The 21,422-nt window shown below is 56.5% G+C and carries 29 protein-coding genes; 13 read left to right on the forward strand and 16 right to left on the reverse strand.

Annotated features, from left to right (window positions below):
* Window positions 1–20 precede the first annotated feature (20 nt).
* Complete coding sequence (locus AUQ43_RS15475) at window positions 21–314, reverse strand: cupin domain-containing protein (protein WP_062957089.1); 294 nt, start codon at window positions 312–314, stop codon at window positions 21–23.
* A 247-nt stretch (window positions 315–561) separates the two neighbouring features.
* Between AUQ43_RS15475 and AUQ43_RS15480 the strand changes: the two genes are divergently transcribed.
* Together AUQ43_RS15480 and AUQ43_RS15485 are read left to right on the forward strand one after the other, a co-directional pair.
* Window positions 562–2,019: an alkaline phosphatase D family protein gene (locus AUQ43_RS15480; RefSeq protein ID WP_062957090.1), complete on the forward strand. Its 1,458-nt coding sequence runs from the start codon at window positions 562–564 to the stop codon at window positions 2,017–2,019.
* Window positions 2,020–2,070: 51 nt separating this feature from the next.
* Window positions 2,071–2,700 carry a glutathione S-transferase N-terminal domain-containing protein gene (locus AUQ43_RS15485; protein ID WP_062957091.1) on the forward strand — a complete coding sequence of 210 codons (630 nt, stop codon included), beginning with the start codon at window positions 2,071–2,073 and terminating at the stop codon, window positions 2,698–2,700.
* Window positions 2,701–2,866: 166 nt separating this feature from the next.
* Here AUQ43_RS15485 and AUQ43_RS15490 read toward each other — a convergent pair whose 3' ends face one another.
* Window positions 2,867–3,433, reverse strand: coding sequence for a carboxymuconolactone decarboxylase family protein (locus AUQ43_RS15490; protein ID WP_062957092.1), 567 nt, complete (start codon window positions 3,431–3,433; stop codon window positions 2,867–2,869).
* Between the two features lie 116 nt (window positions 3,434–3,549).
* Here AUQ43_RS15490 and AUQ43_RS15495 point away from each other — a divergent pair, with 116 nt between their 5' ends.
* From AUQ43_RS15495 to AUQ43_RS15505, 3 genes are all read left to right on the forward strand, one after another.
* Complete coding sequence (locus tag AUQ43_RS15495; RefSeq protein ID WP_062957093.1) at window positions 3,550–4,149, forward strand: TetR/AcrR family transcriptional regulator; 600 nt, start codon at window positions 3,550–3,552, stop codon at window positions 4,147–4,149.
* 106 nt (window positions 4,150–4,255) lie between these two features.
* Window positions 4,256–4,492, forward strand: coding sequence for a hypothetical protein (locus AUQ43_RS15500; protein ID WP_062957094.1), 237 nt, complete (start codon window positions 4,256–4,258; stop codon window positions 4,490–4,492).
* A gap of 129 nt (window positions 4,493–4,621) precedes the next feature.
* A complete protein-coding gene (locus tag AUQ43_RS15505) occupies window positions 4,622–5,104 on the forward strand; it encodes a GNAT family N-acetyltransferase (protein ID WP_062957095.1) in 483 nt (160 codons plus the stop codon).
* Window positions 5,105–5,131: 27 nt separating this feature from the next.
* On the opposite strand, the gene AUQ43_RS15510 is transcribed toward AUQ43_RS15505, so the two are convergent.
* Window positions 5,132–5,611 carry a MarR family winged helix-turn-helix transcriptional regulator gene (locus AUQ43_RS15510; RefSeq protein ID WP_062957096.1) on the reverse strand — a complete coding sequence of 160 codons (480 nt, stop codon included), beginning with the start codon at window positions 5,609–5,611 and terminating at the stop codon, window positions 5,132–5,134.
* Between the two features lie 120 nt (window positions 5,612–5,731).
* Between AUQ43_RS15510 and AUQ43_RS15515 the strand changes: the two genes are divergently transcribed.
* From AUQ43_RS15515 to AUQ43_RS15530, 4 genes are all read left to right on the forward strand, one after another.
* Window positions 5,732–6,205: a VOC family protein gene (locus AUQ43_RS15515; protein ID WP_062957360.1), complete on the forward strand. Its 474-nt coding sequence runs from the start codon at window positions 5,732–5,734 to the stop codon at window positions 6,203–6,205.
* 73 nt (window positions 6,206–6,278) lie between these two features.
* Window positions 6,279–6,716: an SgcJ/EcaC family oxidoreductase gene (locus AUQ43_RS15520; protein ID WP_062957097.1), complete on the forward strand. Its 438-nt coding sequence runs from the start codon at window positions 6,279–6,281 to the stop codon at window positions 6,714–6,716.
* Window positions 6,717–6,754: 38 nt separating this feature from the next.
* Window positions 6,755–7,162 carry a VOC family protein gene (locus AUQ43_RS15525; protein WP_062957098.1) on the forward strand — a complete coding sequence of 136 codons (408 nt, stop codon included), beginning with the start codon at window positions 6,755–6,757 and terminating at the stop codon, window positions 7,160–7,162.
* A gap of 90 nt (window positions 7,163–7,252) precedes the next feature.
* Entirely contained in the window at window positions 7,253–8,764 is a 1,512-nt protein-coding gene (locus AUQ43_RS15530) for a YifB family Mg chelatase-like AAA ATPase (protein WP_062957361.1), read from the forward strand.
* A 44-nt stretch (window positions 8,765–8,808) separates the two neighbouring features.
* On the opposite strand, the gene AUQ43_RS15535 is transcribed toward AUQ43_RS15530, so the two are convergent.
* Window positions 8,809–9,723, reverse strand: coding sequence for a LysR family transcriptional regulator (locus tag AUQ43_RS15535; protein WP_062957099.1), 915 nt, complete (start codon window positions 9,721–9,723; stop codon window positions 8,809–8,811).
* A 112-nt stretch (window positions 9,724–9,835) separates the two neighbouring features.
* Between AUQ43_RS15535 and AUQ43_RS15540 the strand changes: the two genes are divergently transcribed.
* A complete protein-coding gene (locus tag AUQ43_RS15540; RefSeq protein WP_062957100.1) occupies window positions 9,836–10,612 on the forward strand; it encodes an SDR family NAD(P)-dependent oxidoreductase in 777 nt (258 codons plus the stop codon).
* Window positions 10,613–10,624: 12 nt separating this feature from the next.
* Window positions 10,625–11,611: an aldo/keto reductase gene (locus tag AUQ43_RS15545; RefSeq protein ID WP_062957101.1), complete on the forward strand. Its 987-nt coding sequence runs from the start codon at window positions 10,625–10,627 to the stop codon at window positions 11,609–11,611.
* A gap of 95 nt (window positions 11,612–11,706) precedes the next feature.
* Here AUQ43_RS15545 and AUQ43_RS15550 read toward each other — a convergent pair whose 3' ends face one another.
* From AUQ43_RS15550 to AUQ43_RS15575, 5 genes are all read right to left on the reverse strand, one after another.
* The gene (locus AUQ43_RS15550) at window positions 11,707–12,306 is read right to left on the reverse strand and encodes a class I SAM-dependent methyltransferase (protein ID WP_062957102.1); all 600 of its coding nucleotides are present in this window, start codon (window positions 12,304–12,306) and stop codon (window positions 11,707–11,709) included.
* 162 nt (window positions 12,307–12,468) lie between these two features.
* Window positions 12,469–12,765 (reverse strand): hypothetical protein, encoded by a 297-nt coding sequence (locus AUQ43_RS15555; RefSeq protein WP_062957103.1) that lies wholly within the window; start codon window positions 12,763–12,765, stop codon window positions 12,469–12,471.
* Between the two features lie 68 nt (window positions 12,766–12,833).
* Window positions 12,834–13,127, reverse strand: a complete 294-nt coding sequence (locus AUQ43_RS15560; protein ID WP_062957104.1) for a hypothetical protein — start codon at window positions 13,125–13,127, stop codon at window positions 12,834–12,836.
* 116 nt (window positions 13,128–13,243) lie between these two features.
* A complete protein-coding gene (locus tag AUQ43_RS15565) occupies window positions 13,244–13,747 on the reverse strand; it encodes a GNAT family N-acetyltransferase (protein WP_084272121.1) in 504 nt (167 codons plus the stop codon).
* A 258-nt stretch (window positions 13,748–14,005) separates the two neighbouring features.
* A complete protein-coding gene (locus tag AUQ43_RS15575; protein WP_062957106.1) occupies window positions 14,006–14,746 on the reverse strand; it encodes an SDR family oxidoreductase in 741 nt (246 codons plus the stop codon).
* Between the two features lie 126 nt (window positions 14,747–14,872).
* Between AUQ43_RS15575 and AUQ43_RS15580 the strand changes: the two genes are divergently transcribed.
* Complete coding sequence (locus tag AUQ43_RS15580) at window positions 14,873–15,790, forward strand: LysR family transcriptional regulator (RefSeq protein WP_062957107.1); 918 nt, start codon at window positions 14,873–14,875, stop codon at window positions 15,788–15,790.
* On the opposite strand, the gene AUQ43_RS15585 is transcribed toward AUQ43_RS15580, so the two are convergent.
* The 3 genes from AUQ43_RS15585 to AUQ43_RS15595 all read right to left on the reverse strand — a co-directional run bounded on the left by AUQ43_RS15585 (window position 15,776) and on the right by AUQ43_RS15595 (window position 17,976).
* Window positions 15,776–16,282, reverse strand: coding sequence for an SRPBCC domain-containing protein (locus AUQ43_RS15585; protein WP_062957108.1), 507 nt, complete (start codon window positions 16,280–16,282; stop codon window positions 15,776–15,778). The two genes, AUQ43_RS15580 and AUQ43_RS15585, sit on opposite strands and share 15 nt — an antisense overlap.
* A gap of 149 nt (window positions 16,283–16,431) precedes the next feature.
* Entirely contained in the window at window positions 16,432–17,379 is a 948-nt protein-coding gene (locus tag AUQ43_RS15590) for a glyoxylate/hydroxypyruvate reductase A (RefSeq protein WP_062957363.1), read from the reverse strand.
* Window positions 17,380–17,547: 168 nt separating this feature from the next.
* On the reverse strand, window positions 17,548–17,976 hold the full coding sequence (locus tag AUQ43_RS15595) for a VOC family protein (RefSeq protein ID WP_062957109.1): 429 nt from the start codon (window positions 17,974–17,976) through the stop codon (window positions 17,548–17,550).
* Window positions 17,977–18,095: 119 nt separating this feature from the next.
* Between AUQ43_RS15595 and AUQ43_RS15600 the strand changes: the two genes are divergently transcribed.
* Complete coding sequence (locus AUQ43_RS15600) at window positions 18,096–19,043, forward strand: LysR substrate-binding domain-containing protein (RefSeq protein ID WP_062957110.1); 948 nt, start codon at window positions 18,096–18,098, stop codon at window positions 19,041–19,043.
* 48 nt (window positions 19,044–19,091) lie between these two features.
* Here the strand turns inward: AUQ43_RS15600 and AUQ43_RS15605 are convergent, their stop codons facing one another.
* The 4 genes from AUQ43_RS15605 to hisF form a co-directional block, all read right to left on the reverse strand.
* Window positions 19,092–19,559, reverse strand: a complete 468-nt coding sequence (locus AUQ43_RS15605) for a DUF6314 family protein (protein WP_220149756.1) — start codon at window positions 19,557–19,559, stop codon at window positions 19,092–19,094.
* A gap of 83 nt (window positions 19,560–19,642) precedes the next feature.
* On the reverse strand, window positions 19,643–20,014 hold the full coding sequence (locus AUQ43_RS15610) for a histidine triad nucleotide-binding protein (RefSeq protein WP_062957365.1): 372 nt from the start codon (window positions 20,012–20,014) through the stop codon (window positions 19,643–19,645).
* Between the two features lie 285 nt (window positions 20,015–20,299).
* Complete coding sequence (locus AUQ43_RS15615; protein WP_062957111.1) at window positions 20,300–20,638, reverse strand: phosphoribosyl-ATP diphosphatase; 339 nt, start codon at window positions 20,636–20,638, stop codon at window positions 20,300–20,302.
* 4 nt (window positions 20,639–20,642) lie between these two features.
* The gene (gene hisF, locus AUQ43_RS15620; RefSeq protein ID WP_008888819.1) at window positions 20,643–21,404 is read right to left on the reverse strand and encodes an imidazole glycerol phosphate synthase subunit HisF; all 762 of its coding nucleotides are present in this window, start codon (window positions 21,402–21,404) and stop codon (window positions 20,643–20,645) included.
* Window positions 21,405–21,422 lie beyond the last annotated feature (18 nt).

Raw genomic sequence — 21,422 nt, forward strand, 5'->3', positions numbered from 1 at the left:
TTGTAGGCCGTTACGGCTTGTTATTTGGCTTCGATCTCGACAAACGTGATCGGGAAATCATTTTCGTTAATCACGTTGTGCGCAACCCCGGTCTTGCGGGAATAGGACTGCCCGACTTTCATTTCCGACGGAAACGTTGTGCCATCGTCGTTCACAATGGTCAGGGTTCCCGTGGTCATCGGGACCACGACATAATCCATGCCATGGACGTGATCGCCGGTTTCCGATCCGGGGGGGAAATGCCATTCGGTCACCCGGAAGGTGTCATCATCGACCTGAACGGTGGGAATGGCTTTGGGGCGCTGTGTTGTCATGGGGCTTTTCCTGTGTGTGGCGTTATTACTGTAAGACCAAAAAAGACTAACGTATTCGGGTATTTAATCAATTGCCGGTCTTTGGAAGCGTTTCGTCCGGGATGCTTTTTTGTTCGAAATTCCCGGCCCAATTGATTTTAATCGTTGGCACGGATCGCTACCCGGATGATCAGGTCCTGATCCAAAGGGAACCAAAACCGCGATCAAACGTATGATTTAAGGGCAATTTTGGCAGGTTAGAAAGCGCATGACGAGTACCGAGGCGAAAACACTCAGCGATCAGGATCTTTTCGGACCGTTTCTGTTCGCCCGGGGCGCTGACACCAGGACGGTGAAACTGGCCGCACTTGTGGTGGCGCACGAAGGTGCTGAAATCCCCGAACTGCGCGCAAATGGCCGTGATGTTATTGCCCCGACCAAGCTGGCAACCCTGTTTGGCCGAAGCTATTGGCGGTTTGACTTTGAACTGCCGAAAAGCCGGGCTGCGCATTATAGTTTCGGAAACGAAACATACGAGGTTTGCACGGATCTTGGGGATGATCTTCGCATCGGGTTTGTATCGTGCAATGGTCAGGAAGACGGAGATCTGGACCGGCCGCTTGAAGATCGAAACGCACTTTGGGCCGATCTTGGGCGTGAACACGCCAAGCAACCCTTTTCCCTGTTGCTGCATGGCGGTGATCAGATTTATGCCGATGGCGTCTGGCACTGTCATCCTGACATCATTGCGTGGGACAAGGCCAAGCGGCGCGAACGGATGGCGACCGGCTTTTCCGATGTCATGCGCGATGCGGTTCTGAAATTCTATCTGGATCATTATCTGGCGATTTATGGTCAACCCCAGATCAGCCACATGCTTGCACGGGTGCCGTCGCTGATGATGTGGGATGACCATGACATTTTTGATGGCTGGGGCAGCCACAAGAAATGGTTTCAGGGCACTGCAGTCGCCAGGGGCATGTTTGCCTGCGCACGGGAGGCCTTTTGCCTGATGCAGCTTGGCTGTGCGCCGGATGAACTGCCCGAAATGGTGATGGACCGCGATGGCAAAAGCCTTGCCTGGCGGGTTGATTTCCCCGGCGTGACGATCATCGCGCCGGATTTGCGCTCGGAGCGCACACCCGATGCCATCATGGGCGAACATGGCTGGCGCGATGTGCCCAAGGCGCTTGAAACGGTGCCGGATGGCAACCGGATTTTGCTGATGTCGAGTGTGCCGGTGATCGGGCCGCGGTTGTCGCTGGTCGAGATGATGCTGCATCTTTTGCCCAAGGCCCAGAAATACGAGGATGACCTGCGTGATCAGTGGCAAAGCCGCTGGCACCGCCGCGAGTGGTGCCGGTTTCTTGAGCTGATCGAACAGGTCGCCAATGAGCATGATCACGAAATCACGCTGCTTTCGGGCGAGATTCATGTGGCAACGCGCGGCACCTTTGAAACACGGGGCAAAACCATCCATCAGCTGGTGGCATCGGGTATCTCGCACACCGCACCACCGGTGACCTTTGCGCGGGCCTTGGGGCTTTTGGCGTGGATCGGGGACAACCCGCTTCCGGACCGGCCGACAAAGTTAAAACCGCTGCCTGAACGCAAAGGTACCTATTGTGCGGCGCGAAATTACCTTACACTGTCACGTGACGATACCAACTGGCATGCGAACTGGCATCTTGAAGGGATCGGCTGGACGCCGGATTTACCCATTTGACGGTGTTCATGGACCCAAGGGATATCAGCTGATGGCAAGGGGCTTTGGATCATGATGCAGCTTTATTACGCGCCAACTTCACCCTTTTCGCGCAAGGTGCGTGTTATCCTGCGTGAACTTGGTCTGGAAAAACAGATCAGCGAAATCCTGATTGATCCGTGGACGGATGAAGCGCTGCGCGCCCATAACCCGCTGTCAAAGGTCCCGACCCTGATCCTTGAAGACGGCATGGCGGTTTTTGAATCCGCCGTGATCTGTGATTATCTGGATCAGCTTGCCAAATCCCGGGGCATTTCAGAGGGCGTCATCCCCGAAAGCGGCCCGGGCCGCCTGAGTGCCCTTAAATGGCAGGGACTGGCCGATGGCATGATGGCGGCAACCGGGCGGCTTTATGCCGACTCAAACCGCGAAGACAGTGATCGTTCCGAAGTCGTAATGGAGCGACAGGCGCAAGCCATCACCTCTGGCATTGCGGCGATCCTTGACGGTCTGGCAAGCCTGCGCACCGAGGCGCCCCATCTTGGCACCTGGTCGGTGCTGGTGGCGCTTTATTACATTGATTTCCGCTGGCCGGATCGCCGGTTCGAGATTCCGGTGCGGGTACGCGACTGGATGGCGATCATGTCCGAACGCGAATGCTTTACCGAGACGACCTTTCACCTGCCGCATGATGATGACTGATTGACCACCAACGGTTGGGATAACAGTTGGGTTTGAGGTCAGAAAAAAAAGCACCGCCCGTGGACAAGGCGGGCGGTGCAGGACAACGCAAGGATATGGCGCAGGGGGATGGGGGAAACTGTCCACGCCGATCATGTGCGTTGATAACAGGTTGAGGCAGACGAAATCAGGCGGCCTTTGCGCCGGATTTTTCCCATGCAAAACGCTGGAACGGTTCATCAACCGGGGTTTCGGCAACGTGGTTGATGTAATTTGACATCACTTTCTGGGCCAGACCCAAGATGATCTCAAGCACCTGCTGCTGGGCGTAACCCGCTGCATAGAAGGCATCGAGCTGATCCTGTGTGACATTGCCGCGCCCACGGGTCATGGCAAGGGTGAAGGTACGCAGTGCTTCAAGCTTTTCGGAGGCCAACGGGGTTTCATCGCGCAGCGCATTGATGGTGTCAGCATCGATTTTCATCATATGCGCAATCGCGGTATGGGCCGGAACACAATAGTGGCAGCCATGCTCGACATTAATCGTCATCCAGACAACGGTCAGTTCATCGGCATCAAAGCTGGTCTTCTGAAACAGGCCGTGCAGGACCTGATAGCCTTCAAGCACAGCCGGGGCTTCGGCCATGACACCGTGCAGGCCCGGGATCATGCCAAAGGCATCCAGGGAGTTTTGCAGAAGCGGCTTGGAATCGGCCGGGGCGGACTCTTTGTCGTGAATTTTGAAGTCGGACATGGCGTAATCTCCAGAATTATTGAGTGATTGCTCAATAACGATGGGCCGACGCTACCTTGACGATTTTACAAAGGCAAGTTATTTTTGAGTGACTGCTCAATAAACAAGGAAATATTGTGGCGAGACCAAGCTCATTTGATCGCGAAGATGCCCTGGCAAATGCGCGCAACCTGTTCTGGCGCAAGGGGTTTCATGCGACCTCGCTCAAGGATATCGAAGCGGCCCTGTCGCTTAAGCCGGGCAGCATCTATGCCGCGTTTGGCAGCAAGAAAGCGCTGTTTTCCGAGGCGCTGACATATTATGCCCATGGTGTCGCCGAAGAATTCCGGAGCCATATGGCGCAGTCCGACTCACCGCTTACCGGTCTGATCGGCTATGTGCGCAGCATCACGCACCAGAGCGAAAACAAGATGCCCTCGAATGCCTGCATGGTGTTCAAGACTGCCCTTGAACTCGCCAATGACGACTCCGATCTTAAGGAACTGGCGGCACAGCAACTGACCGGCATGGCCAATCTGTTTGCCGGGGCGTTTGAAGACGCCCGGCACGCTGGCGAAATTGCACCCGATGTCGATCCGCATCGCGCGGCAGTTAAGCTGCAAACCAGCATCACCGGCCTGCGCGGCATGATCGAAAGCGGCCTTCCGGCTGCGGATGTTCAAAACCTGATTGATGACATCATTGCGGATATGGAACGTTTGCGTGTCGTACACTGAGTAACCATCTGCATTGATTGGGTGCGACAAACGCCGCCAGACGTGCTATCGCCCCACCTTAACGCCCCATCCTGGCGCCTGAACCGCGAACGGAACTGCAAAACAAATGACCGAACCGACCATTACCAAAGCCATGCGCGAACGTGCCTGGGTCCGCGCCGAACGGATTGAGGGCGAAGACCCCAAGGAAGTGCGCAAACACGCGGCCAGTGGCATCACCATGAAAAAGGCCAGCTTTGGCAAGTTCCGCAATTTCGGCTGGACCGTAGTGAACGAGGAAGCGGTGCCGTGCCGCAAGGAATTCCTGCCGCCGCGTGAAACGGATGGCGGATCCCCGGACTAGGCCACTGTCGCAAATGTGATGGGTGCCATTGGGCGCAGTGATTGACAAAACCATGACCAAAGGGCGCAATAAACGGATGGTTTTTGCGCCCTTTTTGCTGCGCGGCTGTTCTTTTGGGGACTGGTTCCGATGACAACCCGAAGCGATTTGATTGCATTTGGTGCGCTTGATGATATCGCGCCTGCAACCCTGATTGCCCATATGTCCAACCCGCGTCTGGCAGAACATATGCCGTTGCTTGGTGACCGTTGGGACCAGAACGAAGTTGACCGGTTTCTTGCGGCCAAGAAGGCCTATTGGCAGCGGGATGGTTTGGGGCACTGGGCCATTTTCCATGATCGCGAATATGTCGGCTGGGGCGGGTTCCAAAAGGAAGGCGATGACTGGGACTATGGATTGGTGCTGCGCCCTGAATGCTTTGGCCTTGGCATGGCGATCACGCGCAAGGCGCTTGAATTTGCGCGCACCGATAACCGCATCGATTCTGTGACCTTTTTGCTGGCGCCGACCCGCACCAATCTTGGCGTTTTACGACGCCTTGGCGCGGTTGATGAAGGCACGGCTTTTCTGCACGGGGCGGCTTTTCGAAAATTCAGGTTAAAGACCGGATAACATGATCGCGTTGCACCAACGCCAGACCTAGTCATCGGGATCATGGGACAGGTTGATTAACGCCGCCAGAAGCTGTTTCGGGTCTTCATCGGCGACCTGATTTTCCAGCTGTTGCTGGGTTTCCTGCCAGATCGGAAAGGCGCGCGCCAAAAGCGCCATGCCATCCCTGGTCAGGGTCAGGAGACGCCCGCGCTTGTCCTTGGGATCGGGGGCGATTTCAACCAAACCCCGGCGTTCAAGCGGTTTGAGATTGGCGGTCAATGTGGTGCGATCCATCGCCAGAAGATCAGCGACATCTTTCATGTGCGGCGGGTATGGCCGGTTTAGCGACATCAAAAGTGAATATTGTCCGCTGGTCAGATCAAGGGGACGAAAAGCGTCATCAAACCGTCTGGCGATGGTGCGGGCAGCGCGCCGGACATGCAGGCAAAGGCAGGAGTCCCGAACCATTATGGTATCAGCAAATGGCACGGTCTGATCGCTATGGTTGAAATCTTTTTTTGACATGAATAAATTATGTTGATATCAACGTATTTGTCAAACGGGAAAATCATAATTTGCTGATAAATGCGCCGTTTGATCGTCACCGAAGCGCACCACCGTTCTGCCCGGCAAGGAGGACGCCACATGCAGAAGATCAGCCCCTTTTTGTGGTTTAACCAGACCGCAGAAGAAGCCGTGAATTTTTATGTCTCGGTTTTTGCCGATGCCAAAATCGGCGACATCATGCGTGCAAGTTCCGCCGGCCCCGGCCCGGAAGGTAGCGTTCTAACCATTCGTTTTGAGCTTTTTGGTCGGCAATTTACCGCCTTTAACTTTCCGTCGGATTTTGAATTTACCGAAGCCGTATCCTTTGTCGTCGATTGCAAGGATCAGGCAGAGGTCGATTATTACTGGGATTGCCTTTCGGAAGGCGGCGAGCCGCGTGATTGCGGCTGGGTCAGGGACCGGTTTGGCGTGTTTTGGCAAATCACCCCGACCCGCCTGATTGAATTGATGACCGATCCGAACCCGGCCATCGCCGCACGCGCAGCAACCGCAATGATGACCATGCAAAAAATCGATATTGCCGCGCTTGACCAAGCGGTGGCAAACGGCTGACCGGCCCCGCCCCGGTCGGGTCGCGCTGCAAAGACCAAATCCCCCTCGCACCACCACAGCCAGGATATGTTTGATGTCAGAAAAACAAGCCAGAGATCGCCAGGCGATTCTTGATCTGTTTGATCGCTGGGCGACGGCCAATCGCAACAAGGATATCGATGCGATCATGGCCCTTTATCATCCCGATATCTGCTCTTATGACGCGGTTGGCCCCCTGCAAGTCGTCGGTGGCGAAGATTACCGTGCCCATTGGGAAAAATGCCTGCCCAAGGACGCCGAAATGATTGTCGAGATGCAGAATCCAACCATTCGCGTCTCAGGCCATCTTGGTGTTGCGCGTTTCCTGATCCGCTGCGGGATGTGTGATCAGGATGGCACCGAACAGGCCAGCTGGATGCGGTCAAGCTATCACCTTGAAAAGCGCGACGGCCAATGGCGCATCGCGCATGAACATTTCTCTGTGCCGTTTGATATCGACAATGGCCAGGCCCAGTTCGGGCTTGAACCATAAGCCGTGCCCACCAACGCAATCTTAAAAAGGAAGCCCCGATGAGAATAATCAGCTATTTGAATTTTGATGGCAATTGCCGCCCGGCGATGGCGTTTTATCAATCCGTTCTGGGCGGTGAACTGATAACGGTTCCCTATGGCGATACGCCAATGGCCGCGGAAATGCCCGATATGGCCGACAAAATGGCCCATGCCTGCCTTTCGGGAGATGGCTGGACCATCATGGCATCAGACAGTCCGGCCCCGAATTTCGAACCGATGAAGGGGATGAATATCTCCATCCATGCGGCCACGGCCGACCAGGCGCGCGCGTATTTTGACGGGCTTGCTGTTGGCGGTACGGTGATAATGCCGTTTGCAGAAACATTCTGGTCAAAGGGCTTCGGCCTGGTGAATGACAAGTTTGGCACGCCCTGGATGATCAATACTGAAGATGACAACGCCTAGGGTGCCAAACCACCGTCGCTGAACGATATGTTGCCTTGACCCCCATTTCCCGTCAAAGTGGTGCAACTTGGGGTTATGGGGGCAGGCGAATTGACAGCGCGGGTTACCACAGTTGCCTTTGCCGGGATTGAAACGATCCCTGTTGATGTGCAGGTGCAAATGGCAAGTGGGCTTCCGGCCTTTAGCGTTGTTGGCCTGCCCGACAAAGCAGTGTCAGAGGCCCGCGAACGCGTTCGATCCGCCCTTTCGGCCATGGGGTTGGCCCTGCCGCCCAAACGCATCACGATTAATCTGGCCCCGGCCGATTTGCTTAAGGAAGGATCGCATTTCGATCTGCCGATTGCGCTGGGCATTCTGGCCGAGATGGATGTTATCGGCCATGACGATATCGAACGGTTTCTGGTGCTGGGTGAATTGGGGCTTGATGGCAGTATCACCAAGGTTGGCGGTGTCTTGCCCGCTGCCATGGAAGCCGGGATGCAGGAATGCGGCATCATTTGCCCGGAGGCCAATGGGGCCGAGGCGCTTTGGGCCGGGGACCTTGAAATCCTTGCCGCACCCAGCCTTGTCGCCCTGATAAATCATTTCAAAGGCACGCAAATTCTGCCCCGTCCGATCCGGCGTGACGCAGACGCGTTCAATGATTTCCATGGCGACCTGCGCGATATCAAGGGTCAGGAAAGTGCCAAACGCGCGCTTGAGATCGCAGCAGCCGGGGGGCATAACCTGTTGATGTCGGGGCCGCCGGGATCGGGAAAATCAATGCTGGCCGCCCGTTTGCCCGGCATTCTGCCCGACCTTGATGCCAGACAGGCACTTGAAACCACGGTCATCCATTCCGTATCCGGAATGTTGCCTGAAGGTGGCCTGATCCGCACCCGCCCGTTCCGCCAGCCCCATCACTCTGCCTCTATGCCGGCCCTTGTCGGTGGTGGCCATCGGGTCAAGCCGGGCGAGATTTCGCTGGCCCACAACGGGGTGCTGTTTTTGGATGAATTGCCGGAATTTCAGCGCAATGTGCTTGATGCCCTGCGCCAGCCGCTTGAAACCGGACAGGTATCGGTTGCGCGCGCCAATGCGCATGTGACCTATCCGGCACGTGTGCAGCTGGTGGCGGCGATGAACCCGTGCCGGTGCGGCTATCTTGGTGATAACGAGCTGGCCTGTACCCGTGCCCCGCGTTGTGGCGAGGAATATCAGGCACGGCTTTCAGGGCCGCTTCTGGACCGGTTTGATATCCAGATCGAAGTGCCCGCCGTCAAACCCGAAGACCTTGATTTACCGGCCAAGGGTGAAACCAGTCAGGCGGTGCGTGAACGGGTGTTTCTGGCGCGCGAACTGCAAATGTTGCGATATAAAAACGAAAACATCTCCACCAACGCCGAAGCCGATGGTGAAACCCTGCAAAATGCTGCCGGGCTTGATGCGGATAGTCGCGGCTTGCTGCAGGATGCGGCCCGTCAGATGAAGCTGTCAGCCCGCGGATATCACCGGATATTGCGGGTGGCGCGCACGATTGCCGATCTTTCGGGCAGTGGTGCGGTCAAGCGTGGCCACATCGCCGAGGCGCTGAATTACCGTCAGATGGTCTATCGGCGCTAGTCCATCGTCATTCATGCCTTCAATGCCGCTGACGTGACCTGTGATCATATGCGCGACAGGCCGTTCTGTTTGCGGATGATGTTGATCAGGCCGCGCAAGCCCGGATGATTGTTGTGGCGGCTGCTGTAATACATATGGAAGGGATCATCAGTTGATGCGTAGTCTTCCAGCACGATTTCCAGCTGTCCGTTGGCAAGCTCTTCGGCAATGCGCGATTCCAGCAGATAGGCCAGTCCAAGCCCGGCCTTGGCGGCGGAAATCGTCGTTGCCGTGTCCTGAATGGTGATATGGCCCGGCACGCGGTAGCTTTTCTGATCCGGGCCGGTGCCAAGTTCCCAGGGAAAACGCGAATTGTCGCCCAGAAGAAGTTGCAGGCATGTGTGATTGCCCAGATCTTCGGGGGTGTCGGGTTTTCCGTGCCGTGCAAGGTAGTTTGGTGCGCCTGCCACCACCCAGCGCTGGGGTCCGCTGAGTGCGACGGCAACCATGTCTTCCGGGACCAGATGCCCATACCGGATGCCGGCATCATATCCTTCTGCGACAATATCAATCGGTCGGTTTTCAACAACGATGCCGAGGTTGACGTCGGGAAAGGTTTCGGCAAATTCCGGCAGTGCGGGGGCGATCAGAAGGTGTGCGGCATCGGAAAAGGCGTTGATGCGGACCTCGCCAAAGCTGGCGGCACCGGGGGCATCAAGCGTCTGGAGCGCTTCATCAAGCTTGTCAAAGCCCTCGGCAAGCTTGTTGGCAAGGTCCTGGCCCAGCTCGGTTGCCATAATTGCGCGCGTCGTTCGATTGATCAGCTTTACGCCAAGGCGGCTTTCCAGACGGCGGATCGCGTGACTTGCTGCTGACGGCGAAAGTCCGAATTCAATGGCCGCAGCCTTGAAGCTCTGGCGGCGGACAATCGCCAGAAACAGGCGTAGATCAGCAAACTCTGCGCGGTCGATTCGAGCCAAGTTGATCTCTATTCACTTTGTGGATGATTTCAGTTCATGAAAAACCACACCACACGGATCGGTGCAACAAGTAATCTGGGCATAAGTCAGACAATTAAGCCGGAGGAATACGATGAGTGATATTCAGGCAATCAGGATTCCAGACCTGATGTCGCGGCGTGTTTTGGTAACCGGGGGCTCAACCGGGATCGGAGCCGAGATTGTCCGGGGGTTTGCCGCACAGGGTGCCAAGGTTGCCCTTCATTACAATGAAAGTCGTGAAGCAGCACTCGCCCTTCAGGCAGAGTTTCCCGAGCATGTCTTTCCTGTTCAGGGCGATATGAGTGACACCGGTACACCGACGAAAGTGGTCAGGGAAGCCGCCCGCATACTTGGTGGACTGGATGGCCTGATCAACAATGCTGGCGGCATGCTTGGGCGTGTGCCGACGACCGAGGTAGAGCCCGAGCATCTTGACCGTGTCTTTGCCCTGAACGGCAAATCGGTCTGGGAAGCCACGGTGGCGGCGTATCCCTACCTCAAAGAGTCGGAAAACGGTTTTGTCGTCAATACGACATCGATTGCCGCGCGCAATGGCGGCGGGGGTGGCGCTGTGCTGTATGCGGCGGCGAAATCCTTTGTCAGCAGCCTGACACGCGGACAGGCAAAGGAATTTGTGGCGGACGGCATTCGCGTGAACGCCGTTTCGCCGGGTCTTATCCAGACGCCGTTTCATGACCGCTATACACCGCCCGATGTGCTTGCCGCGCAAAGCGCAACAGTACCGATGGGCCGCGTGGGCCGCCCGGATGAATGTGTCGGGGCGTTCCTGTTTCTCGCCTCGAACGCCATGGCGGGCTACATCACAGGCCAGATCATCGAGGTCAATGGCGGCCAGTTAATGCCTTAGGAGCAAAGATATATGAACTACAGAAAATTTGGTAAGACAGGACGCACGGTTTCGGAAGTCGGTTTCGGAGCCTGGGCCATTGGTGGCGCCTGGGGCGATGTTTCAGAGGCTGACGCACGCGCGGCCTTGCATGCCGCCCTTGATAACGGCACGACATTCATTGATACCGCCGACGTTTACGGTGACGGCCGGTCGGAAAAAATCATCGCCGATGTCATGAGAGAACGCGGTGGTGAACGTCCGTTCATCGCAACCAAGGCCGGACGTCGCCTCGATCCGCATGTGTCCAAAGGCTACAACAAACAGAACCTGACGGCATTTGTTGAACGGAGCCTTAAGAACCTTGCGACGGATTGTCTTGATCTGGTGCAGCTTCATTGCCCGCCGACCGAGGTTTTCTATCGCCCGGACGTGTTCGAGGTGATGGAGGAAATGGTCACCGCCGGGAAAATCCGCAATTACGGTGTTTCGGTCGAGAAGGTCGAAGAAGGGCTGAAAGCCATCGAATATCCCGGGGTTGCGTCGGTTCAGATCATTTACAACATCTTCCGCCAACGCCCGTCCGGCTTGTTTTTCCGCGAGGCAAAAGCAAAAAATGTCGGGGTTATCGTGCGTGTACCGCTGGCGTCCGGCCTTCTGACTGGCAAGATGACCAAGGATACCGCCTTTGCCGCCGATGATCATCGTGCGTTTAACCGCAATGGCGAGGAATTTGACAAGGGCGAAACATTCGCCGGTGTGCCGTTTGATGTTGCGCTTGAGGCGGTCGAAGAAATCCGCCGCTTGGTTCCCGAGAACGTCACCATGGCGCAGTTTGCCCTGCGCTGGATTTTGATGGAAGAATCGGTGGGGGTTGTCATCCCCGGGGCAAAGAATGCCAAGCAGGCTGCGGCGAATGCAGCGGCAAGTGATGTTGCACCGCTGTCGCCAGAGGTGATCGGTGAACTGCGCAATATCTATGAGCAGCGCATCGCCCCGCACGTCCATCACTTGTGGTGATCAACCGTTTCCATCGGCCTTAAACGGCGATGATACAGATAAAGGGGTACCATGCCGTTGGTGCCCCTTTTTGTGTTACTAGGCTCACTGGCTAATCAGGCGGATTTGCGGACTTCGCTGACGATTTCCGGGCGGCGTTTGCGTTCGATCTTGTAGACCGACGAGGGCGGGACATTGCGGACCGTGGTGCCAATGCGCGTTGCCTGCAGGTCAAGGCGGGCAAGGATGGCCGCAGGCACCGGGCATCGGGGGCCATAAGTGAACTGATAAAACGCGCCGTCTTCGCGCAGATATTCAAAGCTGCCCGATAAAATCCCCATGATCTGGCGCGGTGTCATCGAAAGAAGCGGCAGACCACTGATTGCGCTTGCCAGCTCGCCGCGGCCAAACAGGCCATGGCGACCAAGGCGGCAGGCATCCATTTGCAGAATGCGGGCCTTTGGGTAGCGCTTTGACAAGAGGCGGGAAAAATCCGGTCCGGCTTCGATCAAGGTCAGGTCGTTCTGGTTGATCCCGCGATCCAGAAGCGCTCGGGTAAACACACCTGTCCCCGGTCCGAGTTCCAGAACCGGGGTGCGTTGGGCGGTGACTTCTGATGTGATCAACCGTGCAAGTGCCGGGCTTGAAGGCGAGATGGCTGATACTTTTCTGGGATCCGTGACCCAGGCACGAATGAACGGCAAAAGATCTGACATTGAGAGCCTTTTCCACTCAGGTTGCGATGGCGGCGAACAAAACCTGCCCGCTATTTATGTCGCTACAGGTGCATGTTTGTGTTCATTTTGCGAATTTCCACCCCGGTAGCGTCGATCTGCATCGCATTGCCAATCGGGCGGGGATCCCGGGCACCCGTCGGGTCAGGCCGCGCGCTTGCGGCGCAGGATATCAATGATTTCGGCCTTGTGCGGGTCAGCATGAAAGGCATCGGCCATGATCATGACACCCTTGGTGCCGTCATTGGCTTCGATCATGAACAGCGTTGCCTCATCACCCGGATCGGTGCCGTGATCGGTGCTGTTGGAATGAACAAGGCGCAATTCGTCCGGAGTATAAAGCTTGCCTGTGCCGTCACTGCGCACACCGTTTTCTTCAGCCATGAAATGGTGTTCAAAACCGTGGTCTTTGGCATTTTCCTGAAGATCAGCCAAGGTCATTGCGGCCTCCTTGATCAAAAAAGTGTCTGATAAGGGTAAAACGCAAGCCTTGGCCGCTTGTTCCGAATTCAGCCGTGCTTGCGGCGCAGATGGTCGATCAGGTCGGCCTTGTTGCGGTCGGTATCGAAACTGCTGGGCACAATCAGCATGCCGCGCGTGCCGTCATTGGCTTCGATCATGTACAACGTGGCGTCATCGCCCGGGTCGGTTCCGGCATCGACGGAACGGGAATCGATGATGGTCAGGTCATCAGGGCTGTATTTTGCCTGTTTGCCATCACATGTGACGTGGTTATCCGATGCACTGAACACATGCGAAAAGCCGCGTTCGCGGGCAAGGTCCTGCAACTCGATCAAATTCATGGAAGTCTCCGATCTTGTGCTGTGTGTTTCATAGCCCATCCTATCAGACTTTGACGCCGCTGTGGTTGCGTGTGCGAAAAATGACCGACCTGGGCCGCGCAATATTGCAAAAATCCCTAGGAAAGCTGAAGTTTCATGCCTTCGTGGCTGGCAATAAAACCAAGCCGTTCATAAAACCGATGGGCATCCTTGCGGGTCTTGTCGGTGGTGAACTGCACCAGGGCCGCACCAAGTGATTTCGAAATCGTAATGGACTGTGTGATCAGCTTTTCGCCAATCTTCTGACCGCGCGCGCTGCTGGCCACCCGGACCCCCTCGATCTGGGCGCGCAGTTGGCCGCGGCGCGACAAACCGGCAATCAGGGTCAGCTGCAAACAACCGACAATATCCGTGCCCTGAAGGGCAAGCAGGTATTTGTTGGGCAGGGCATCGGTTGATTGCGATTCCATGGCGTCAAACGCGGCGTAATAGGCGTCGGGCAGCGGAGTTGTGAATTCCTCGCGGGTTTTGCCTTTTTCATCATCGGCCAGAAGGGCGACAATGGCGGGCAGGTCATCGCGGGTGGCATAGCGAAACGTGATGTCAGCCGGGTGGTCCGATGTTTGGGTGGCGTTTGGCATGAATGTCCCTTTCCTGATGGCGGGACATGATGCGCAAAGCAAGGTATTTGCACAAGGTTTCAAAGCGCTATGCGCGTTCACCTTTGGTGCGCCGGGCAGATGCCAAATGGCAATGATGCCGCCTGTTTGCGTATCAGGCGGCATCATTGCGTGTCATGCAGGCATTATTGGCAGAAAACCGGCACGGGGATGGGGGATCACTGCCGATCACCGACCGATCAAGCCTGCAAATGCCCGGGATTGGGCCGTTTGGTCGATTTAGGCCAGGCCGCCATTGGCACGGATGGTCTGACCATCGACCCAACCGGAATCCGGCCCGGCCAGGAAGGACACAACACCCGCGATATCATCAGGTTCACCAAGGCGTTCAAGCGGTGGCATCTTTGCGAAATTGGCAACCTGTTCATCGGTCTTGCCATTGAGGAACAGTTCGGTTGCCACCGGCCCCGGGGCAACGGCATTGACCGTGATCTGGCGACCGCGCAGTTCCTTGGCGAAAACGCCCGTCATTGCCTCTACCGCGGCCTTGGTGGCGTTATAGACGGCGTAGCCCGGCAGTTTGAGGTGCAGGGCAGTGGTTGAAAAATTGATCACCCGGCCATGATCACGAAGATGTTTGGCACCTTCGCGCAGCATGTTGAATGTGCCGCGGACATTGATGTCCATCATCGCGTCATAGGTGGTGTCATCCATGTCGGCAATCGGGGTGGTCGTCATGACACCGGCATTGTTCACAATGACATCAACCCCGCCAAATTCGGTGATGGTCTTGTCAAACAGGGCGGTGACCGCATCGGGACGGGCGATATCGGCCTGAATGGCCAGCGCCTTGTGGCCCCGGGATTTCAGGGTTTCGGCCAGTTCTTCGGCAGGCCCGGCAGAGTTGGCATAGTTGATGACAACGGCAAAGCCATCTGCTGCCAGACGCTTGGCAAGGGCAACACCAATGCCGCGCGATGCGCCGGTGATGATGGCGGTTCTGTTTTGATTGGCAGACATGAAAAGTCTCCTTGGTGATTAAGGGGGCCGCAAGGGCATGGGCCGACTATGCCCAAGATGACTTTTCGGATAATTAGGTTATATTCGACATCATTATTCGAAATTGAATAACAATCAGGATGGCGAATGGACCGGTTTGAGGAAATGCGCAACTTTGTGCGCGTGGTGGAGCGCAAAAGCTTTACCAAGGCGGCCAGCGATCTCTTGATCCCGCGTGCGACCATGACCAATTCCATCCAGCGGCTTGAAGACCGGCTGGGCACCCGGTTGCTGGAACGCACGACACGCACGGTTAACCCCACCCATGACGGGGAGGCCTATTATCAGCGCTGTGTGCGGATTCTCGCCGATCTTGAAGAAGCCGATGGCAGCTTTACCAATGCCGATCCCAAGGGATTGCTACGCGTTAATTTGCAAGGCACGCTGGCGCGGACCTTTATCATCCCGGCCCTTGGTGATTTTCGGGGCCGATATCCGGGGATTGAACTGGTGCTGGCCGATGGCGATCGTTTTGTCGATCTGGTGCATGAAGGCTTTGATTGCGTCCTGCGCAGCGGTGATCTGGCCAATTCATCCATGATCGGGCGCAGGCTTGCCCTTTTGCACGAGGCCACTGTGGCAAGCCCGGATTATATTGCACGCATCGGCATGCCCAAAACCCTTGATGACCTTAAAAGTCAGGGCCATCAGATGGTTTGTTTCCTGTCAGGCGCGGATGATCAGCCAATCCCGCTTGATTTCACAATTGATGGCAAGGTGTGCGACGTCATGCTGCCCGCAAGCATTTCGGTGACCGGGGCGGACAGCTATGCCGCCTGTGCCGCGGCCGGATTGGGGATCGTGCAGATACCGCGTTATCGCGTGGCCGAGGACCTTGGATCGGGCAAGCTGGTCGAAATTCTGCCCGATTGCCCGCCTGACCCCATGCCGGTGTCGATCCTGTATCCGCAAAACCGCCAGCTTTCCGCTCGGGTACGGGTCTTTGTCGACTGGCTAAGCGCGTTGTTTGCGAAGATTGATTTTGCCGCATCAGGACGGGCTTGAGTCGTTTGAAAGTAGCTTGATCCGGTTTCGCAATGAAACCAGATGGGCCTGCCAGTAATGGGTCATCATCGGCTTGAAACGGTTGTCATTCAGGCCATTGCGGCCGGGATGGGCCATGGACAGCTTTTCAAGACCAAGATGTTCCAGCGTGATGCGGGTGTAATCGCCCTGCGCGCTAAATCGGATATCGACCAATGTTGCCGGTTCCTTGGGATCGGCCATCGGCCATTGCCATTCAAAGGCAAGGCGCTTGCCTGGTTCCCACCTGGTGACCTTACCTGCACGGACGATAAAATCGGCGCGGCGTTTATCGACTTCCTGCAAGTAGCGCACGCCGTCGCTTTCGCCAAATTCCATGACGCCCGGTCGATTGCCGATCAGGCGGTTGCGCGGCCCCTGCTTCCACCAGTGATCAATCTCATTGGTAAACTGATCAAAGGCGGTGGCGGCGTCACATTCAACGCGAAGCGCAACAAAGGTTTTGGCTGACATCAGAAATCCTGTTTAACAGCAACGCCACCGGTTTGGCGGGCAATCCTCCTTCTTTTGCAGAAAGCCGGCAGCTGGACAAGCAAAACCCGACCCGGCGGGACGTTTGCGCGGGGTCGGGTCTGACGGGTGTGTGTCCGCGATATAGCGGCTTAGTAGCCGGTTTCGCGATTGACCAAGCCGCGCGGGGTTTCGCCGCGTGCCAGACGATCCAGGTTTTCGGCAATCTGATCGACGGATTCCTCAAACCGGGTGGCAGCCGCAATATGCGGGGTGATGCGGATTTTCCCATGATCCCAGAACGGATGGCTTTCGGGCAGCGGTTCGGTCGCTGCGACATCCAGAAACGCCCCGCGCAGATGGCCGGTATCAATCGCGCGCAGCAAATCGGCCTCGTTGATCATGGCCCCACGGGCGGCATTGATGATTGCAGCCCCCTTGGGCAGGGAGGAAAGCGTGTCGCTGTTCAGGACATTTTCGGTCTCGGACGTGCGCGGCAGAAGGCAGATCAGGATATCGGACTGACCAAGAAACTCGGCAAGGGTTTCTTTCCCGGCATAGGTCGAAATACCTTCAATCGCCTTCATCGAGCGGCTCCAGCCCGATACGGTAAAGCCGAGATTGGAAAGCGATGTCGCAACCGCAGAGCCCAGCGCACCCAGCCCCATGACACCAACCCGGCATTGCGAAATACGCGCCACGTCATGCGGGGTCCAGTCGCAATTTGCCTGCTGGGCACTATAGACATCAAAGTCGCGCATGAAATGCAGGGCGGCATAAAGATGATACTGCACCATCTGATCCGCCATACCGGCATCCTCAAGCCGAATAACCGGCAAGTCGGTTGGCAGACTTGGCGATGAAATAACATGATCCACCCCCGCCCCAAGCGAGAAGATCGCCTTGAGCTTCGGAAGCGTCTTGATCAGGCCCTGTGGCTGTTTCCAGAACAGGGCATAATCAATTGTTTCAGGGTCGTAATTATCTTCTTCGGTTACGATATTGGCGTCCGGCAGGCGGTCAACCATCACGCTTTTCCACTTTTGATCATCGCCGACAGCGGAAATCAGAATGTTGAGCGGGGCGTTGGTGGTTGCCATCGGGGTCTCCTGGTCAATGCTTGGAAAGTCGGGACGATAAAAGGTTCTGTACATATCAAACGCGCCAGAGCGCAAAGCGTTCCGGCGCGTCAATTGGCGCGTCAATCACAGTCTGTCATGGACCGGCCCGCTTTCACAAGGCCGGTTACGTGCCATTAAATGCCCAACTCAGTGGGCAAAGATCATGGCCGGGTCGCGGAAGGTCTTGAATTCAAGACCATTTCCTGCCGGGTCTTCAACAAAGAAGGTGCCCTGCTCGCCCGGTTCGCCCTTAAAGCGGATCTTGGGTTCCAGCAGGAATTTGACATTGGCCGCCTTAAGCTTGTCGGCCAGTTCGTGCCATTTTTCCCATTCCAGAACCGCCCCGAAATGCGGGATTGGCACCGCATCGCCATCGACATCACCAGACCCCTTGTTCTGGCCGGCTTCGGGGCGGACATGGGCAGAAAGCTGATGGCCAAAGAAATCAAAATCAATCCAGGCTTCGGTCGAGCGGCCTTCATCACAGCCAAGAATGTCGATATAGAACGCACGCGTATCCGCAATCGATTTGATCGGGAAAGCAAGATGGAATGGCGGCAGGGATGGCGAAGACATGGTCAACCTCAAAGATTATCCAGATTATCTAACGATGTGTTGTTGGAACTACTCTAATACGTCAGAATGTGGCGGGTAAAATCAGAAGTTCTGGACTTTCCAATAGGAAAACTATTGCTATGGCGCTGCGCCCGACCACCCCGCCGCTCAATGCCCTGCGTGCGTTCGAAGCTGCCGCCCGGCTTGGCAGCTTTGCCCGCGCGGCTGCGGAACTTTCCGTCACCTCCGGTGCGATCAGCCAGCAGGTCGCCAATCTGGAAGCCAGCCTTGGCATGAGCTTGTTTGAGCGTAATGGCCCGAAACTGGCCCTGCGTGAAGCCGGTCGGGCCTATCTGCCCAGTCTGCGCCGGGCGCTCGACGAGATCGAGGCCGCCACCCTTGATCTGGTGACCCATGGCGCGGGGGAACGGAAACTGGTTATCGGTGCGCTGCATACCCTGGCCAGCAGCTGGCTTATTCCAAGATTAAATCGATTTCAAAACGAAAACCCCGATATCCGCCCGGTGATCGAAACCCTGGCACTTAATTTTGCCACCCCGGAACGCAGCCCGGACCTTGGCGCACGCCAGATGGATGTCGGGCTTTATTTCGGCGATGGTCGCTGGCCCGGCATGATGTGTGACAAGCTTTTTGATGAAATTCAAGTGGTTGTTGCCAAACCCGGATATGTTGCCTCAGGTGCCATGACGGACGAAAACAGCCCCAGGGACCCGGCAGAACTGCTTGGGCACTACCCGCGACTGGTCCATACCACCCGGCCCAAGGCATGGCATGACTGGGCGCAGGCCAACGAGATTGCCATCACCGGCGCGCCTGGACCGGCGTTTGAACACTTCTTCATGCTGATCGAAGCCGCCAAGGCAGGCATGGGAATCGCCCTGTTACCAAGGGTTTTGATCGAAGGACCCCTTGCCGAGGGCAGTCTTGAAATCGTCAGTGATGCGTGGCTGAAATCCAGCGGCGCATACTATCTGATCACGCCGGAAAGCCGTCAGGACGTGCCGGAAGTGCGCGCCTTTCGCGACTGGGTGCTTGGTTTGGCAAGTCAATCCGGTTTGTCAGAATGAAGCAGCAAGTATTTGAAATTATGGACGGGTGTCTCGTCCTTCGGGATGCTAGGCGCGGCGATAGATGCTGTGCAGCAGGTGATCCTTCTTGGGACCGGTGATTTTTATTTTTGTTTCGAAATGATCTGGCCCGTTCCAAATCATGCAATGGTGATAAAAGTCCTCCCCACAGGGATGAATGTCGCGGGCACAAACTCCCTCTTCTCCCTCTTCGCCAAATTGCAGCAGCACATAGCGATTGCCGAAACTCAAAGGGTCGCGAAACAGAAGCTCGATCGCGCCTAAGTCCTCGTGCAGGACAAAATCATATTCCCGATAGCCATCAAACCGCTTGCCATCCGGGCGGGTCAAAAACCCCTCTTCGCGATAGCGCAGCACATTGGGTTGGTCCGGGTCGGCAGCATGAAATGTGACATCGCCGGTAAACTGCCCGGCAGCCCCCAGATCGCGCACAAGCGTCCAGTTGCCTGCAAGGGCATGGAAAATCTCGGATGCGGTGGGGATGTTGGATGCCATCGGTAATTTCAGGTTCATGTTAGGACAAAAAAGGCAGGGCGCGGAATGCGGGGCCCTGCCTTTTGAATGGGGTTTCCAGTCGCTTAGGCGCCCGGCAGCATCCGCGGCAGTTTCTCGCCGCCCAGGATATGCACATGCAGGTGCGGGACGTCCTGGCGGCCGTGTTCGCGGGTATTGGCGATCAGGCGGTAGCCGTCTTCAACGACGCCAGCTTCCCTGGAGATTTTGCCGATTGCGCGGGTATAGGCGATGATTTCGGCGTCAGAGGCATTCTGCGCAAAGTCGTCATAGCTGGTGTAGGCACCCTTGGGGATGACCAGCACATGGGTCGGGGCCTGCGGCGCGATATCGTTAAACGCCAGCACGTGGTCATCTTCATAGACCTTGGTGCACGGGATTTCGCCGCGCAGGATTTTGGCAAAGATGTTTTCCGGATCGTAGGGCTGAACGGCCATCTTGGGGCTCCTGATCAATCTATTCTGACTATGAGTGCCATATTGGACAGGCTTGGCGTCCGGTGCAATTTCGATTTTGGAATAACGGGTGGATTTATGCTTTTCGTCATTCCGGGCGGAGCCATGCTGCGGCCCGGAATCCATGGTAGCGGTAGTCCGATATGGATGCCCGCCTGCGCGGGCATGACGGATAAAGAGGGTTGCCTCTACACATCGTCACCCCCGCGCAGGCGGGGGGCCATTGTAGGGATGTCGGGCGCGTGGCCGTGCTAATCGTCGCCTATCTTAGTCGGTTTTGCGCGATGCCTTTTCGGCAATACCTGAAATGCCCTGGCGTTCGGCCAGAATCTTCCAGACATCTTCGGGTTTCACACCCTGATCGGCCCAAAGGACGGTCAGGTGATACAGCAGGTCGGCACTTTCCGATGCGACCTTTTCCGGGCTTTCGGCAAGGGCGGCGATCACGGTTTCAACGCCCTCTTCGCCAACTTTCTGGGCGATTTTGGGCGTGCCCTTGGCAAGCAGCTTTGCGGTATAGCTGGTTTCCGGGTCTGCACCCTTGCGGGCAGAAACGGTTGCGTAAAGCGCATCAAGGATATGTTGGCTTTTATCCGTATCGGGCATGATTTCAGTCCTCGCGCACCGGAATACCGGCAGCTTTCATGTGGTCCTTGACCTCGCGAATGCGATAGGTGCCGAAATGGAAGATCGAGGCGGCCAGAACCGCTGATGCATGGGCGTCACGCACGCCTTCGACCATATGGTCGAGCGTGCCCACACCACCGGAGGCAATGACCGGCACATGGACAGCATCGGCAATGGTACGGGTCAGCGGAATGTTAAAGCCCGACTGGGTGCCATCGCGATCCATCGAGGTGACAAGAAGTTCCCCCGCGCCATATTCGACCATTTGTTTTGCAAACGAAACGGCATCAATTCCGGTGGGCTCACGCCCGCCATGGGTGAAGATTTCGAACTTGTCCGGGCCGGTTGATTTGGCGTCAATCGAGACCACAATGCATTGCGATCCGAACTTGCGCGCGGCTTCGCGCACGAAATCGGGGTTTTTGACGGCGGCAGTATTGATCGAAACCTTGTCCGCGCCAGCCAGAAGCAGCTTTCGGATGTCTTCAAGGGTGCGCACGCCACCACCAACGGTGACCGGCATAAAGCAGGCCTCGGCCGTGCGGGCAACCACATCAAAGATGGTATCGCGGTTATCGGATGAGGCGGTGATATCAAGGAAGCAGAGTTCATCCGCACCCTCTGCATCGTAGATGCGCGCCTGTTCGACCGGGTCGCCGGCATCGATCAGATCAACAAAATTGACCCCTTTGACGACGCGACCGTCCTTGACGTCAAGACAGGGAATGACACGGGTTTTCAGCATGGTCTGTTTCCTGTTGGG

The organism is Thalassospira sp. MCCC 1A01148 (assembly GCF_001613795.1).
GTDB lineage: Bacteria > Pseudomonadota > Alphaproteobacteria > Rhodospirillales > Thalassospiraceae > Thalassospira.